The organism is Andreprevotia sp. IGB-42, from assembly GCF_009848685.1.
Classification (GTDB): domain Bacteria; phylum Pseudomonadota; class Gammaproteobacteria; order Burkholderiales; family Chitinibacteraceae; genus Andreprevotia.
In genome coordinates this window covers 470,388-486,720 of sequence record NZ_WXTX01000001.1, presented here as the reverse complement: position 1 = coordinate 486,720, position 16,333 = coordinate 470,388, and the positions used below count along the sequence as shown (strand labels likewise).

Here is a 16,333-nt window from a genome sequence, read left to right as displayed (position 1 = left end):
CTGTTTTCTTATCCGAACCGACGAATGACCACACTCGATCTTCCTTCACTACTGGCCCCGCTGCTGGGGGACAACCCGTCCGGCGCCGATATCTCTTACGATCCGCTCGTGGATGAAATCAAGGAGGCGCGCCGCGCCGATGCGGATTACCTGTCACAGGGCGATTGGAAAACAGAGATCAAGGTGGCTGACTGGCCACGCGTGAAACAGGTTGCCAGCGATTTGATCGCCAGCCGCAGCAAGGACTTGCAGATAAGCTGCTGGCTGGTGGAGGCGGTGACCAACCTGCACGGCTTTGCCGGTGCACGCGATGGCTTTGCCTTGCTGGACGGCCTGCTTACCCAGTTCTGGGATACGCTGTACCCGGAAAAGGATGGCGATGACGTCGAGTTGCGCATCGGCCGGCTGGTGTGGCTGGACAACAACCTGCCGCTGGTGCTGCGCCAGTTGCCAATGACCGGGCCGGCAGGCGAAAGCCGTGGCCATGGCTGGGCGCGCTGGCAGCAATCGCGCGAGGTGGATAACTTGGCGCGCCAGAACGAGGATGCGCTCAAGCAGGCACTCAAGGAAGGCAAGATCAATTCCGAGATGTGGGATTCCGCAGTCAACCAGACACCGATGCCGTTCTATCAGGCATTGCTGGCAGACAGCAGTGCCGCGCTTGATGCAGCCAAAGCGCTGGTCAAGTCGGTGGATGACAAGTTTGGCTACGATGCGCCGAGCCTCGCGCAGATCGTTGAAACGCTCAGCAATATCGTCAAGCTGGCTACCAAGATCGCTGGTGACAAGGGCGCATTGCCCAGCGCGGTTGCGGATGCACCCGTTGCCGATGCACCGGCCGACGGTACCGCTGCGGGCACGGCGGCACCAGCTGCCGCGGTGCAGAATGTGCGGGCCGGCCCGCCGCAAACGCGCGAGGAAGCGCTGCGCCGCCTGCACGAGATTGCCGAGTTCTATCGCAATAGCGAACCCCATAGCCCGGTGGCCTATCTGGTGGAAAAAGCCGCCCGTTGGGGCAATATGCGCCTTGATGAATGGATACGCGAAGTGGTGCGTGACGACAGCACGCGCAACCGCCTGAAAGACATGCTCGGCTACAGCGAAGAATAAACAATGGGGCGATTGCCGTTTTTACCTATGTCCACGGTATTATTACGCCCGCTGGCCTTGTGTTTGCTCGGTTTTGCACTGGCGCTGACGTCGGCTTGCACCTCGATGAACAAGGCCATGGGTGGCAATAGCGAGAAAGACGCACTGGCGGCTACCACGTGGGATTACGGCCCCGGCGGGATAGAGCTCAAGGTGGATACCGATGTGGCGCTCAACCGCTACGACGGTGAGGCGCATAGCCTGGTGCTGGCAGTGATCCAGACGGCGGATGCTGCACCGTTCTACCAGTTGCTCGATAACGCCGAATTGCTGCAAAAAACCCTGCAAGGCGGCAAGCCGCCGGCAGGATTGTTGCAGGTCGTACGTTTTGCCATCGAGCCGGACCGGCAGGCGGCCATGCGTATCGACCGCACGCAGGGCGCCCGGTTTGTCGGTGTGGTGGCCGCGTTTTATGGCATTGCGCCGTCCAGCACCGCGATGCTGTTCAACCTGCCGGTGGCGGTGGAGAAAAGCGGCATCGTGATCAAGGATTACAGCGCCAGCCCCGGTGTGGCGGAGGTCAGGATGAAGCTGGGGCCGGAATCGATTGCCAGCGCGGCCATTGCCGCAGTGCCGCCGGAGCTGCCCCAAGAGGGCGAGGCACCGCGCGCTGCAGTGGTGGGGGCGGTAAAGCTGACAGATTTGAACTGATTGGATCGTTGTGTAGCACCGTGGTGTAGCGGGCTGTACGGGTATAACAAGAACACTCGCCAGGGGCGGACAGGGCATGGAAATCAAGAAACCGATTTACTGGCATCAGGGCTTGTTCCTGCAGCCGCAGCATTTCCAGTTGACCGATCTGCATGCGCGTTTTCGGCTGAAACCGTTTCTTGAAGTAGGCCTGCCGTATTTCTGGGGCATCGGCGAGCTGGCCGTAGCCGATTCTGCGGTGGCCAACCGCGTGTTCGAAGTGCAGTCGGCACATGTGTTGTTCAAGGATGGCACCTATCTGGAATACCCGGGCAACGCGGTAATCAAGCCACGTTCGTTCGATGCGGCGTGGAAAGACCCAAGCAAGCCATTCCAGGTTTATTTCGGCATCAAGAAACTGAGCCTGTCCGAGCCCAACGTGGCGGTGGTGCGCGATCTGCAGGATGGCGCGGATATGAACATCCGTGCGGTGACCACGCACGAGGCCGAGGAATTCCGCGATATCCATTCCGATGGCCCGGTGGCCGAAGTCAAAAGCCTCAGTTACGTCATCCGCATCCTGTGGGAAGACGAGCTGGATAACCTCACCGATTACGAAGTGATTGCCGCCGCGCAACTGGAGCGCAGCGGCGAAACCTTCCGGCTATCGCCGCGCTTCATTCCGCCCAGCTATACGTTGTCCGGTTCGCAAGCGCTATACAACGTGGTGAAGGAAATCCGCGACGATATTTCCGGCCGCGCGCATCAGCTCGAGCAATACAAAAGCCCGCGCGAAATGCAGAAGGCTGAGTTCGATGCCAGCTACATGGTGTTTCTGCTGGCGCTGCGTACGCTCAACCGCTACACCCCGTTGCTGCATCACTATATCGAATCGCCGCAGGCACACCCGTGGGACGTGTATGGGGTGCTGCGCCAGCTGATCGGCGAGCTGTCGTCGTTTTCCGAGCGCTGCAACATGCTGGGCGAGTTTGCCGATGGCACGCTGGCGCTGCCTGCGTATGCGCATCATGATCTGGGGCAATGCATGTTTGCCGCGCACAGCCTGATCAGCCAGTTGCTGAACGAGATTTCGGTGGGGCCGGAATTCCTGGTGTTCCTGGAACCGCGCGAAGGCTACCTGGGCGCGGATCTGCCCAAGCAGTTCTTCGGCACGCGCAACCGTTTCTACCTGGTGCTGCGCAGCGAGGCCGAGCCCGATGCGCTGGTCGATTCCTTCAGCACCTCGGCCAAGCTGGCCGCCATCGACGATCTGCCCACGCTGGTGCGCCGCGCGTTGCCGGGCGTCGAGCTCATCCATATGCCGGTGGCGCCGCAGGGCCTGCCGCGCCGCTCGTATTCGTTCTATTTCCGGGTCGAAACCGTCTCCGAATCGTGGGAGCAGGTAGAGAAAGACGGCAATATCGCGCTGGACTGGCCCGATGCCCCGCAAGACCTCAAGGCTGAACTGGTGGTGCTGCGCCGATGAGATTGTCTGATGCTTTCGTCAAGCCGCTTGCCTATGCGCGGCTCTTTCTCGATGTGCCGGATGCCGATGAAGCGGTATTCCGCCAGCGGCTGGAACAGCAACTGTCCGAAGCGCGGCTGGCTGCCACCGATGGCGGCGCAGAGCGCAGCGATATCGAGAACGCCATGTTTGCCGTGGTGGCCTGGATAGACGAAACCGTGATGTGTTCGGGTTGGGAAGGCGCCGATGTGTGGCGCCGCCGGCCGTTGCAGAAAAGCTATTTCAATACCACGCGTGCCGGCGTGGAGTTCTTTGCCCGGCTTGATGAACTGCGCAACGAGCAGGATGGCGTACGCGAAGTGTTTTTCCTGTGCCTGTCGCTGGGGTTCAAAGGCCGTTACGCCGCGGAGGGCGGGCGTTTTGCGCTGGACGAAATCAAGGCGCGCGAGCTGAAAAACCTGCTGGGGCGCGAGGCCACGCTGGAAAGCGATTTCGTGCTGTTTCCCGAGGCCTACGCGCCATCGGTGGATGCCCCGACCAAGCGCCGCTGGCGACCAACGCGTACCACCATCCTGATGTTTGCCGCGCCCCTGGGCATCCTGGCGATTCTCTACATCCTGTTTGCCTTTGTGCTCAGTAGCCAGGTCAACGATTTCCTGCGGCTGGTGCAATGAAGAAAATTTTCGCTTTCCTGTTCTGGTTGCTGGTCCTGATCGCGCTTGCCGCGGTGTGCTGGGGTATTGCGCTGTGGAATGGCTGGCCTGCCTGGGCTGCGCTGTTCCTGTTCTTTGGCGTGGTGGGGCTGTGGTTCCTGTGCAAGTTCGTGTGGCAGATGATTGCCGGCTGGCGCGAGCGCAGCCGCACCGCCACGCCGGTTGAAAAACCCGAGCCCGTGGTCAGCGCGGAATCTGCGCTCAAGGCCAAATGGAAGGAAGCGATTGCGCTGCTGCGCCGCTCCAACCTGCGCCGGCTGGGCAACCCGCTGTACGTGTTGCCCTGGTATATGGTCATCGGCCGCTCCGGTTCGGGCAAGACCACGGCACTGACGCGTGCGCGGCTGTCGTCGCCACTGAAGAAGGTCAGCGCCACTGCGGAAGTCGAACACACGCTCAATGTCGACTGGTGGTACTTCGACAAGGCCATCGTGCTCGATACCGCCGGCCGCTATATCGCGCCCGAAGAGCCCGAGGCCGACCGCAAGGAATGGGACAAGATGCTCGACTTCCTCGGCCATTACCGGTCGAAGGAAGGGCTCAACGGGCTGGTGATCACCGTGCAGGCCGATCGCCTGCTCAACCCGGATGCCGATGCACTGGCCGAAGAGGGCCGCGTGATCCGCATGCGTATCGAGCAGATGATCCGCCTGTTCGACAAGCGCTTCCCGGTGTACGTGCTGGTGACCAAGTGCGACCAGCTCTACGGCATGGAAGCGTGGAGCCGCCTGCTGCCGGATGGCCTGCTCGACCAGGCCATGGGCTATGTCGGCACCGAAGCCATGCTGGGCAAGGTGGATGAATCGGGCTTTGTCGATACCGCGTTCGAACACGTCGGCGCACGCCTCAAGCGGCTGCAACTGGCCATCATGCAACGGCTGGATACCGCAGACCCGGGCCTGCTGCTGTTCCCCAGCGAGTTTTCCCGCCTGCAGGGCGCACTGAAAACGTTCCTGCGCCATGCGCTGGGTGACAGCCCGTACCTGGAAGACCCGTTCCTGCGTGGCGTGTTCTTCAGCAGCGGCTTGCAACAGGGCGGGGCGGTGTCGTCCTTGCTCAAGGACATTGCGCCGCGCGAGCCCGATCACGCGCCCAGCTACAAGGGCCTGTTCCTGCACGATCTGTTCGACCGCATCCTGCCGGCCGACCGCTACCTGCTGCGCCCGGCTGCGCTGGTCAATCACTGGCGGCGCGCCACGCGCCATCTGGGCATGACCGCATGGCTGTTCCTGATGCTGGCAGCCGGCTGCTACCTGAGCTTCTCGTTCGTGCACAGCCTGAACACGCTCAACCACATGCGCGACATGTATCCGGAGAAGCTCGCGCTGACCGGCCAACTGCGCCACGATGTGGAAGCGCTGGAGAAATTCCGCGGCTTTGCCTACTGGCTGGAGCAGCGCGATGCGCGCTTTGCCACCCGCTACCTGGCGTTCGACGGCAAGGTGGTCGAGGTGGAAACCAGCATCAAGGCCAACTACGTGGCCAAGTTCCGCAAGTACATCCTGCCGGGGCTGGATGAGGCGTTCAGCAACAAGGTGAACGCGCTGGTGGGCCTGGGGCAATCCGAGCAACTGGCCGACTATATCCAGACGCTGGTACGCCGCATCAACCTGGTGCAGGCACGCCTGAGCGATGCCTCGCATGAGGATCTGCGCCATATGCCGCCCTTGTCGGGCAGCGTGCTGTTCGAGATGGACCCGAACATGTCGCCAGAGGCCGCCAGCCACTTCAACGACATGTACGTGGCGCTATTGGCCTGGCAGCCGAATGACCTGTTCCGCCTGCAGCGCCTGGCCGCGCTGCGCAACGACCTGAACCAGATCGCGCTCAACAGCGACGACCTGCAGTGGATCGTCAACTGGACCGATGCGCAGCCTGACCTGAAGAAAGTGCAGCTGACTGACTTCTGGCGCGGCAGCCGCAAGCTGGTTGGTACGCCGGAAATCTCGCCGGCGTTCACACGCGATGGCAAGGCCCGCATCGATGCATTCATGGCCGAAGTACGCAAGAGCGCACCCAACCCGGCCAGCTTCGACGAGAAACTGGCGCGCTTCACCGCCTGGTACAACGCAGAGAAGATCCGCGTATGGCGCGACTTTGCGTGGAACTTCCCGCAGGGCGAAGACCTGCTGGCGGGCGAGAACGAATGGCGCGGCGCACTGGTACGCCTGACCGGCAGCGAGAGCCCGTACAACCTGTTGATGAACCGGCTGGTGGGCGAATTCAAGGATGTGCCGGATGAACAACTGCCATCGTGGCTGGCGCTGAACCAGCGGCTGTTCTCCATCCGCAACCGTTCTGCGCAGCAAGGGGCAATCAAGGCGCCGGGCACTATCAACGATATCGGCGGCAAGTTGCTCAAGGGCATTGCCAGCGGTGGCGAAGTGGGCCGCGCCAAGGCCGAGATCGACGCGCAGTTTGCCGCCATGGGCACTTACCAGGCGTATAACACGGCGCTGGCCAAGGCGGTGACCGACAGCAGCGGCGGGGCCGGCAAGGCCGCGCAGACGGCAGCGGATTTCCACAGCTTCGAGAACGACCCGGCGGTGAAATCCAGCCTGCAGGATGCCTACGCACGCCTGGCCGAGTTGCGCCGCACGCTGGGTACCGCGCAGGCGGAAGACCAGGTGGCGTGGGGGCTGCTGGCTGGCCCGCTGCAACTGGCGGTGCGCTATGCCGATACGCAGGCATCGTGCGTGCTGCAGAAAGACTGGGAAGCCAAGGTGATGTGGCCGATGCAGTCTGCAGCCGGCCTGCCGGAAATGCTCGATCAGCTGTATGGCGACAACGGCAGCGTGTGGGCATTCGTCAACGGCCCGGCCAAACCGTATGTACGGCGCGGTGCCGATGCGTATGGCGTGGTCGAAACGCTGGGCCAGTCCGTGCCGTTCAACCCGGATTTCCTGCCGTTCCTGAACGCGGCGGTATCGCGCCAAGTGGGCCAGAAGGTGGCCAAGCAGCAACAACTGACCGACGACAAGCGCGTGGAGCTGGAAGCGCAGCAGCAGAAGCAGACGCTGCAGGCGCAAGAGCAACAGGCTGAAACCCGCCTGGCTGATCTGAAGAAAACCGCAGACAGCCTGCGCCTTGCCGCTTACCCGGTGGGAATCACCGGCTTGCCCACCGGCGTGAACGAAGGCGCCAAGGCCAATGTGCTGAGTACACAGCTGACGGTGCAATGCGCATCTGCGCCGTTCAACCTGACCAACCTCAACTTCTCGGTGTCGGATTCCTTCAACTGGTCGCAGCAGACCTGCGGCGATACCACGCTGCGCATCAAGCTGGCATCGTTCACGCTGACGAAGAAGTACCCGGGCCCGCAAGGCTTCGTGGCCTTCCTGCAGGACTTCCAGACCGGCACGCACGCGTTCGATGGCAGCGAGTTCCCGCTCGACAAGGCACGGCTCGATGCCGCCAACGTCAAGCGCATTACCGTGCGCTACCAGTTCAGCGGTGAAGAGCTGCTGCTCAAGAACGTGCGCCAGCTGACACTGATCGAAGAAGAAAGCAGCAAGACGCTGGTACAGAAGCAGGAAGCCAAGGCTGCACTCACCGCGTTTGACCAGCAAACCTTCCAGAGCAAGATGCAGGGTCTGTCGCCCAACTCGGCCCCGCTCAGCGTGCAGGTGCCGGGCCGTGTCGGCCAGTGCTGGAACCCGGATGCCAAGGCCCGCGCCGTAGAAAAACCGGTACGCAAGGTGATCGACGAACTGGCTGCCGCAGCGCTGGCATCCGCGCCGGCGGCCCAGCCGACACCGGCACCTGTTGCCACGCCGGTTCCTGCGGCCCCCACGCCAGCCCCGGCGCAAGCCAGCGGCCGGCTGGTAACGGGTACGGTGCCGGCATCAGCCAGCACGCTCAAGGCCGGTTATGCAGCGGCCGAACGCTGGCTGCCGGTGAATGGCCGCTTCACCTTGCAGATCTGGCTGGCGGACAGCCCCGCCAGTGCCGAATCCGCACTGAAGCGGCTGGGTGCCGAGCTGGGCGCGGACAAGCTGATTGCCTATCCCACCATCGCCTACGGCAAGCCGGTGATCGCCATTGCCTATGGCGACATGAACAACAGTGGCGAAGCCGGCAAAGCCAGGGCAGGGCTGGCGGAATCACTGCAGTCGCACGGCCCCATGGTGCGTACCAGCCAGGGCATACGCACCGAGCTGATGCAGTTGCAGTTGTACAAGTGATGTGAAGAAGCTGGCCTGCGGGCCAGCTTTTTTTATGGGTGATTACGGAGCAGGCGAATGGCAGATATCGAGCAACAGATCATCGCGGCGGAAGAACAACTGCAGCAGGCCATGCTGGCATCCGACGTGACCGCGCTGGATGGATTGATCGCCGCTGAACTGATCTTCACCAACCCGCTGGGGCAGGTATTGGGCAAGGACGATGATCTGGCCGCACACCGCAGCGGCGTGATGCGTTTTACCCGCATCGCACCGTCCGAGCGGCAGATCAGGCTGGTCGGTAATGTGGCGATTGTTTCGGTGCGCGTGCAGATGGCCGGCAGCTACGCCGACACGCCATTCGCCGGCGATCTGCGCGCCACCCGCGTGTGGCATCGGACCGAGGCTGCCGGCTGGCAGGTGGTTGCCGGGCAGATCAGCCCGATACCGCAAGGCTGAGCCCGCCACACCGGGTTGGCCTGCACGTCAGCTTTGTCGGGCATGCTGATCTTGCCGGTAAATTGTCCGGCACGATTGAAGCTGCGGTGATGCACATCCCCCTGCAAAACGACGGCCGTGCAGGTCAGGGCGTTGCTGCCTGGATGAAAGGGCGGACAAAGGCACTGTATTGCTCGCCCATCGGCAGTTCAAGATCGCGCTTCAGCCGGCGGCGCGGGCTGGCGACTGCTTCGCCGGTTTGCGGGTTGATGCCGGGCTTCTGATACGTTTCCCAGTACACCGCCATGCCGCGTTTTTGCCAGGCGGGCAGGCCATTGAAATTGATACCGTTCTGAAACAGGAACTCGTTCTTCTCCGCCGTGGATAGCCCGACGATTTCATCGCTGGCTGCCTGCGGGGCCTGGCCTTGCCCGCGCAGCAGCCAATAGCAATGCGCGTTCAGCGCATTGCGATGTGCATCCTCATGCCGCCAGCGGAAGTAATCGAGCACCAGTGCTGCGCTGGGCAATTCGCAGATGCGCGCATCGAAGCTGGCCATTTGCCCCAGCGAGAGCGTGAAGCGGGCGCTGGCTTCCCCCGCCAGGATGGACATCAGCTTGCGGGTTTTGCGGCCAAAAGTGGCTTCGTCCTGACGCAGCAGCAGCGATATCTCATCGCTTTCCGTATAGCCGTACACCACGCCGAAGCCGCAGTTCATCAGGTGCTCGGTGGTGTCGAGCATCAGGTCGCGAAAGCGTGTGTCGAATGGCGCATCGAATTGCCACACTTCCTTGGTATTGCGGGTGAAGCTTCTGCCATCGAGCCGCACCACGATATACAGTCCAGGCAGCACGCACCGGTCATGCGTGGTTTCAAACACGCGCATCTTGCTGTCGAGTTCTTCAAACTTCATGTTTCATGCTCACCGTGTGGAACAGGCCGCCATCAAGCGTGGCGACGTGGTGGATTTCATCAAACCCTTCGGCAAAGGCCGGGGCCACCAGTTTTTTCAACGTGCCACGAATGCCGATTTCCGGAATATTGGCTTTGCCGCTGCGCTGGCTGTTTCTTCTGAGCAGATCTTCAATGGGTGAATCGAAGTAATAGCCGATCACCTTGAAATGATGGGCGTGTGCCAGCCGGATGTATTTCTCGCGTTCGGCCACCGTGGCATTGATTTTATCGATCACGCAGCGCTGCTTCATGGCCATGCAGGCCTGCAGCAACAGGTGCTCGCGGTGGCGGGTATTGAGCATATCCATATTGATGCGGAGATGCGTATCGAAGAAATGGCTTTTGTAATAGGTGCTTTTGCCTGCGCCCTGACCGCCGATGAAAATGACCAGTTCCAACCGTATTCCTTGTTTGCTGGTTTGCTGTGCTTCAGCAGGTGAACTTGATCCAGCCCACAGCCAGCCCAATGAACAAGGCGGCCACCGCCCCGATGATCAGACCGCTGACGACCAGCAGCAGTTTCAGTAGCAGCGTACCGAGCATGAGCTGGTCAGTACGGGGCGTCCCTTCTGATGCTTCTTCCGGGACGGGCGGCATGGGAGCGGCACTCATTGCGTTTGCCCAGCAGGCTGGCCGCGTGCGGCAATGCGCCGCTCGATGCTGGCGGTGAGGTCATCCGCGCTCTGGCCGCTGGCTTTTACCGCTGCCAGGATCGCGGCTGCATCCATGCCGCCTTGGCGCGATGCTTCCACCAGGCTCCAGGTTCGTGCGGCACGCTTGCCGCTGCGGCAATACAGCAGGATGGGCTTGGGGCTGTTGGCCAGTGCTGTGGCCAGCTGGTCCACGGTGGCCGCCGGTATGTCGCCATGGGGGACCGGTACATAGGCAAAGTGCAGTTGGTTATCGTGTGCCTGTGTCTGTACATCGGCGGATGCCGGTTGATCTGGCGCCTCGCCATCCGGGCGCAGATCGATGATGGTTGCGTAGCCGCTCTCCTTGACGCTGGAAACCGCATTCAGCTGCAATTGCTCGGTAACGGCGATATCTGCGGTGAGCAGGTGGGCATTGAGTTGCGGCGGGGCTGTCAGGACTCCGTACGCGAACAGGGCCAGCACTGCGGCCAGCCCAAGCAGTATGGACAGCGCAAAAAGACGGGCATTGCTGAGTCGTTTCATGGTGTGTGCTTGGCTGGATGGAGTGGATTGCACAAGTGCCGATGCAGGCCGTGCCGGGTAGGTAATGATCATACGGGCAGCTAGCCGGATGCGCCACGAACTGCGTGCATGACGGAAGCGGCGGGGCTTGCCTTGGCCATGGCCGGGCCGACGCGGGCAGGGTGCTGCAGCAACTGCCCGCTCGTCGCCGCTTATTTGATTGTAGAACAATCGTTCTATATCATGGTTTCTCAAGCAGGAAAGAGACGATCATGGCCCCCGAACTGATGGAGGTACTCAAGCATCCTGCCGTCTGGCGTGGCGGCAGCATGGCGCGGGCGGATGCCGCCGGAGTATCCAGTGCCTATCCGGCGCTGGATGCGGTGTTGCCTGGCGGGGGCTGGCCGCTGCGTGGCATGGCCGAGTTGCTGCTGGCCAAGCCGGGCAGTGGCGAGCTGGCCTTGCTGCTGCCGGCATTGCGACAGATTTCACAGCGCCAGCACGTGTTGCTGATCCAGCCGCCGCATATTCCCTATGCACCGGCGTGGCAGGCTGCCGGGGTGCTGCTCTCCCGCCTGGTATGGGTGCGGCCGCGCAGCGTAGCCGATGCGCTGTGGGCGATGGAGCAGGGCTTGCGTGACAGCGGCTGTGGCGCGGTGCTGGGCTGGGCCGCCGGGCAGATCGATGACCGGGCATGCCGTCGCCTGCAACTGGCCGCACAGGCCGGTGCCGCCTGTGGTTTCCTGCTGCGCCTGGGCGCGCGCGCAGATAGCGCATCGCCCCTGCCATTGCGGCTGGGGGTTGAGCCCGCCACCGGTGGGGTGCAGGTACGCATCCTCAAACGGCGCGGCCCACCACTGGCCCAGCCCATTCATTTAACCAGCCACCTGGATAGCCGGATAGCCGATCATGCTCTGGTTCGCCCTTTACCTGCCGCAGCTGCCGCTGGAAGTCTTCCAGCCCGGCGTAGCCGCGCCCGCGCTTAAGCCCACGCTGGTGGTGGAATCCACCGGCCGTTTCGATCAGGTGGTGCAGGTGGATGCACTGGCTGCATCGCTGGGTCTGCGCGCCGGCCTCAAGCTGTCGGCTGCGCTGGCACTCGCCAACGAGCTGACCGTGCACCGGCGCAAACCGGCGGCAGAGGCAGAAACCATGACGGCGCTGGCCGCATGGGCGCTGCAGTTCACCCCCACCGTGGTGATCGTGCCGCCGGCTACCCTGTTGCTGGAGATCGGCGGCTGCCTGCAGTATTTCGGCGGCCTGGCCCGGCTGCAGCACCTGGTGGCAACAGGCCTTGCCGCGCTGGGCCACCAGTTGCAGGCGGGCTGCGCACCCACGCCGCTGGCGGCATCATGGCGGGCATGGCTGGACCAGCACACGCCGGTGCTGAATGTGGCTGGCTTGCCGGCCGCACTGGCAGATATGCCGATCAGCGTGCTGCAGCCCACACAAAAACAGGCGGACGGGCTGGCACAGCTGGGCATCCGCACGCTGGCTGCACTGCAGGCATTGCCACGCGGTGGCCTGGCCAAACGCTTTGGCACGGCATTGGCTATCCAGCTGGATCAGGCGCTGGGCGTGGCCAGTGATCCGCGCGTGCCTTTCATTGCGCCAGACCGCTTCGAGCGCTGCATCGATCTGGATTATCCGTTCGATCACCTGGCCATTTTCCTGCTGCTGGCCGAGCGGCTGCTGATCGAGCTGGCCGGTTTTCTGGCAGGGCGCGGGCTGGGGGTGCAATCGGTGGTGTTCCGCTGCAAGCATGAAAGTGCGCCGGCCAGCTTGCTGACCGTCGGCTTTGGCGTGCCCATCCGCAAGGCAGCCGAGATGCTGGCGGTGCTGAACGAGCGCGCCGCGCGCTTCAGCCTGGATGCGCCGGTACTGGCGCTGACGCTGATCGCCGATACGTTGCACACGCTGGATGGCCAGCCGTTGTTGCTGTTCGGCCCGGATGGCGAAGTGGGCAGCGGCGGCATTGCCTTGCTGCTGGCACGGCTAGCCGCGCGGCTGGGCGGCGATGCGGTGTGCGGCATCGCCACCGTGCCCGAGCACCGGCCGGAGCTGGCCTGGCGCAGCACCAAGCCTGGCGAGGCATCCAGCCCGCTGCCGGTAGGGGAGCGCCCGGGCTGGCTGTTGCCCAGGCCGGTGCCGCTGGCCCTGCGCACCGGGCAGCCCTGGTATGGCGAGCCGCTGGCCTGCACCGGCCATGCCGAGCGCATCGAATCGGGCTGGTGGGATGAAGCCACCGCCGTGCGCGATTATTTCCAGGCGCACGGCCCCAGCGGGCGGCGCTACTGGCTGTACCAGGAACGCAACAGCCATGACTGGTTTCTGCATGGCGTATTCGGATGACTACGATGGACACGGTCACCTTCCTGCCTGCTGCCAGCGATGGGGAGACGCTGCCATTGGCATCAATGCCCGGCCAGGTGGTGCAGCCAACCACGCCGCCACTGCCCGATTATGCCGAGCTGCATTGCCTGACCAATTTCTCTTTCCAGCGCGGCGCATCGCATGCGGAAGAGCTGGTGTTGCGCGCGCACGAGCTGGGCTACCGCGCGCTGGCGATTACCGATGAATGCTCGCTGGCCGGCATCGTGCGCGCCAACAATGCCGCCAAGGAGCATGGATTGAAGCTGGTGTTCGGCGCGGAGTTCACGCTGGATGACGGCCTGAAGCTGCTATTGCTGGCGCCGGACAAACCGGCCTACGGCGATCTGGCCGAGCTGATCACCCGTGGCCGCATGCAGGCGGACAAGGGCAGTTATCACCTCACCCGCAGCGATATCGTCGAATTTGCCGATGGCTTGCTGGCCGTCTGGCTGCCGCCGGATCAACCCGAGCTGCAGGATGGCCTGTGGTTTGCCCGCCATTTTGCTGGCCGCAGCTGGATAGCCGCCGAGCTGCTGCGCGGCCCGGACGATGCCGGGCGCCTGCGCCAGCTGCAATGGCTGGCGGGTGAAACTGCGCTGCCGCTGCTGGCCGCCGGTGACGTGCACATGCACCAGCGCGACCGCAAGGCATTGCAGGACATGCTGACCGCGGTGCGCATCGGCAAGCCGGTGGCGCAGTGCGGCATGGCGCTGTTTGCCAACAGCGAGCGCCATTTACGCTCCCGCGCGCGGTTGGCCAGCATCTACCCGCCCGAATTGCTGGCAGAAACGCTCGATGTGGTGGCGCGTTGCACGTTCACGCTGGATGAGCTGCGCTACGAATATCCGGATGAACTGGTGCCCGCGCACCTCACCCCCACCCGGCACCTGGCCCGGCTGACCGAGGCCGGCCTGCTGGCGCGCTACCCGAACGGCACGCCGCCGCAGGTGCGCGAACAGGTGGATACGGAGCTCGCACTGGTTGCCCGCATGGGCTACGAGCAGTATTTCCTCACCGTGGAAGACATCGTGCGCTACGCCCGTAGCCGGGACATCTTGTGCCAGGGGCGCGGCTCGGCCGCCAATTCGGCGGTGTGCTACGCGCTGGGCATTACCGCGGTCGACCCGGCCGTCAGCACCTTGTTGTTCGAGCGCTTCATTTCCGAAGAACGCGGCGAGCCACCCGATATCGACGTCGATTTCGAGCACGACCGGCGCGAAGAGGTAATCCAGTACGTGTACGGCAAATATGGCCGGGATCGCGCGGCGCTGGCGGCCACGGTGATTACCTATCGCACCAAATCCGCGCTGCGTGATGTGGGCCGTGCGCTGGGGCTATCGGAAGACCAGCTGGACCGGCTGACCCGCTCGCTGGCGTGGTGGGACAACAAGGCCGAGCTGGCGCAGCGCATGCTGGAGGCCGGCCTGGAGCCGGATAGCCAGCCGGTGCGGCAGCTGTTGTCGCTGGTGGGCACGCTGCGCGGGTTTCCGCGCCATCTGTCGCAGCACGTGGGCGGCTTCGTGATCTCGCGCGGGCCGCTGAAGCGGCTGGTACCGATCGAGAACGCCGCCATGGTCGACCGCACGGTCATCGAGTGGGACAAGACCGATCTGGATTCGGTGGGCCTCTTGAAGATCGACGTGCTGGCGCTGGGCATGCTGGCCGCCATCCGCCGCAGCATGGCACTGGTATCTGCATTGCGGCAGAAGCCGCTGCAGCTGCACACCATTCCGCGTGAAGACCCTGCCGTGTACGAAATGCTCAGCCAGGCCGACAGCGTGGGCGTGTTCCAGGTGGAATCCCGCGCGCAGATGAGCATGTTGCCCAGATTGAAACCCAAGGCGTTTTACGACTTGGTGATCGAGGTGGCCATCGTGCGCCCCGGCCCTATCCAGGGTGGCATGGTGCATCCGTATCTGCGCCGCAAGCAGGGGGTGGAAAAAGTGACCTACCACCGGCCAGAGCTGGAGGCAGTACTGAGCCGCACTTTGGGGGTGCCGCTGTTCCAGGAGCAGGTGATGCAACTTGCAGTCGTTGCCGGTGGGTTTACCCCCGGTGAAGCCGATCAATTGCGCCGCTCGATGGCAGCATGGCGGCGCACCGGCAAGCTGGAAGGCTATCGCAACAAATTGATCAGTGGCATGCTGCAACGCGATTACCCGCTGGATTTTGCCGAGGCGATTTTCAGGCAGATCGAGGGCTTTGCCGAATATGGCTTTCCCGAATCACACGCAGCCAGTTTTGCGCAGCTGGTGTATGCATCGGCATGGCTCAAGCGCCACGAACCGGCGGCTTTTCTGTGCGGTTTGCTCAATTCCTTGCCCATGGGCTTCTATTCCGCCTCGCAACTGATCCAGGATGCACGCCGCCATGGCGTGGAGGTACGCGCGGCGGATGTACAGCACAGCGATTGGGACAGCACGCTGGAGGATAACGGCCAGCAGCAGCCAGCGGTGCGCTTGGGGTTCAGTCTGGTCAAGGGCATGGTTGAAGCGGCCGCGCGGCAGATTGCCGCCATGCGCCCGGCTGGTGGCTATGCTGGCGTCGAGCAACTGCAGCAACTGGCCGGGCTGGATCAGCGTGCGCTGACCGTGCTGACCGAGGCCGATGCGCTGGCCGCGCTGGCCGGCCATCGCCGCCAGGCCTGGTGGCAGGTGAGCGGCGTGGAAACCAGCCGCGATCTGGGCCACGCGCCGGATGATGCGCAAACCCCCACGCCCGCTTTGCCGCCGATCACGCTGGGGCAGGATGTGGTGTTCGATTACCGCGCCATGGGCCTGACGCTGCGTGCGCACCCGCTCAGCCTGTTGCGGCAGCGGCTGGGCAAAGAACGCCTGCTGACCGCTGCGGACATCAACAACGCGCCGGACCGCCGCATCGTGCGCGTGGCCGGCTTGGTGGTCGGCCGCCAGCGGCCCGGCACCGCCACCGGCGTGGTGTTCGTGACGCTGGAAGATGAAACCGGCAACGTCAACGTGATTGTCTGGAACGATCTGGTGGAGCGCCAGCGGCGCGAGCTGCTGGGCTCACAGCTGATGGCCGTCTACGGCATCGTGCAGCGCGAAGGGCTGGTGGTGAACGTGCTGGCCAAGCGGCTGGTGGACAAGACGGCGCTACTGGGCGAGCTGACGGTCAGGAGCCGGGATTTTCATTGAGGCAAGGCTGTTAACCACAAGACCTGTAGTACCGGGTAAGCGCGCGGGCACAGCGCTGTGCGTTCGGCGCATTTCGGGCGGCCCGCTGTGTTGCAAACCACCGCAGCGTGTTTCATGCTTGCTTGCCACCCCCAACTGT

The 16,333-nt window shown here is 63.4% G+C and carries 12 protein-coding genes; 9 read left to right on the top strand and 3 right to left on the bottom strand.

Annotated elements, in window-relative coordinates; translation table 11 throughout:
• Positions 1 to 24: 24 nt before the first annotated feature.
• From tssA to IGB42_RS02160, 6 genes are all read left to right on the top strand, one after another.
• Positions 25 to 1,110 carry a type VI secretion system protein TssA gene (tssA, locus tag IGB42_RS02185; RefSeq protein WP_159665997.1) on the top strand — a complete coding sequence of 362 codons (1,086 nt, stop codon included), beginning with the start codon at positions 25 to 27 and terminating at the stop codon, positions 1,108 to 1,110.
• Positions 1,111 to 1,137: 27 nt separating this feature from the next.
• Positions 1,138 to 1,800 carry a type VI secretion lipoprotein TssJ gene (locus IGB42_RS02180; RefSeq protein WP_159665994.1) on the top strand — a complete coding sequence of 221 codons (663 nt, stop codon included), beginning with the start codon at positions 1,138 to 1,140 and terminating at the stop codon, positions 1,798 to 1,800.
• A gap of 76 nt (positions 1,801 to 1,876) precedes the next feature.
• Complete coding sequence (gene tssK / locus IGB42_RS02175) at positions 1,877 to 3,265, top strand: type VI secretion system baseplate subunit TssK (protein WP_159665991.1); 1,389 nt, start codon at positions 1,877 to 1,879, stop codon at positions 3,263 to 3,265.
• Positions 3,262 to 3,918: a DotU family type IV/VI secretion system protein gene (locus IGB42_RS02170; RefSeq protein ID WP_159665988.1), complete on the top strand. Its 657-nt coding sequence runs from the start codon at positions 3,262 to 3,264 to the stop codon at positions 3,916 to 3,918. Before tssK ends, IGB42_RS02170 begins: the two co-directional genes overlap by 4 nt.
• Positions 3,915 to 8,141: a type VI secretion protein IcmF/TssM N-terminal domain-containing protein gene (locus tag IGB42_RS02165; protein WP_159665985.1), complete on the top strand. Its 4,227-nt coding sequence runs from the start codon at positions 3,915 to 3,917 to the stop codon at positions 8,139 to 8,141. Before IGB42_RS02170 ends, IGB42_RS02165 begins: the two co-directional genes overlap by 4 nt.
• Before the next feature lie 57 nt (positions 8,142 to 8,198).
• Complete coding sequence (locus tag IGB42_RS02160) at positions 8,199 to 8,579, top strand: nuclear transport factor 2 family protein (protein WP_159665982.1); 381 nt, start codon at positions 8,199 to 8,201, stop codon at positions 8,577 to 8,579.
• A 124-nt stretch (positions 8,580 to 8,703) separates the two neighbouring features.
• Here IGB42_RS02160 and IGB42_RS02155 read toward each other — a convergent pair whose 3' ends face one another.
• From IGB42_RS02155 to IGB42_RS02145, 3 genes are all read right to left on the bottom strand, one after another.
• Positions 8,704 to 9,471 carry a tRNA(His) guanylyltransferase Thg1 family protein gene (locus IGB42_RS02155; RefSeq protein ID WP_159665979.1) on the bottom strand — a complete coding sequence of 256 codons (768 nt, stop codon included), beginning with the start codon at positions 9,469 to 9,471 and terminating at the stop codon, positions 8,704 to 8,706.
• Positions 9,461 to 9,979 carry an AAA family ATPase gene (locus IGB42_RS02150; RefSeq protein ID WP_201799790.1) on the bottom strand — a complete coding sequence of 173 codons (519 nt, stop codon included), beginning with the start codon at positions 9,977 to 9,979 and terminating at the stop codon, positions 9,461 to 9,463. Before IGB42_RS02150 ends, IGB42_RS02155 begins: the two co-directional genes overlap by 11 nt.
• Before the next feature lie 141 nt (positions 9,980 to 10,120).
• Complete coding sequence (locus tag IGB42_RS02145; protein WP_159665976.1) at positions 10,121 to 10,687, bottom strand: beta-lactamase hydrolase domain-containing protein; 567 nt, start codon at positions 10,685 to 10,687, stop codon at positions 10,121 to 10,123.
• Positions 10,688 to 10,938: 251 nt separating this feature from the next.
• Here IGB42_RS02145 and imuA point away from each other — a divergent pair, with 251 nt between their 5' ends.
• Genes imuA through IGB42_RS02130 form a run of 3 tightly spaced genes read left to right on the top strand, consistent with a single transcriptional unit; the run spans position 10,939 to position 16,194 of the window.
• The gene (gene imuA / locus IGB42_RS02140) at positions 10,939 to 11,652 is read left to right on the top strand and encodes a translesion DNA synthesis-associated protein ImuA (RefSeq protein WP_159665973.1); all 714 of its coding nucleotides are present in this window, start codon (positions 10,939 to 10,941) and stop codon (positions 11,650 to 11,652) included.
• Entirely contained in the window at positions 11,576 to 13,018 is a 1,443-nt protein-coding gene (locus IGB42_RS02135) for a DNA polymerase Y family protein (protein WP_159665970.1), read from the top strand. The genes imuA and IGB42_RS02135 overlap by 77 nt, the downstream gene beginning before the upstream one ends.
• Positions 13,015 to 16,194 carry an error-prone DNA polymerase gene (locus IGB42_RS02130; RefSeq protein WP_304505692.1) on the top strand — a complete coding sequence of 1,060 codons (3,180 nt, stop codon included), beginning with the start codon at positions 13,015 to 13,017 and terminating at the stop codon, positions 16,192 to 16,194. Before IGB42_RS02135 ends, IGB42_RS02130 begins: the two co-directional genes overlap by 4 nt.
• Positions 16,195 to 16,333 lie beyond the last annotated feature (139 nt).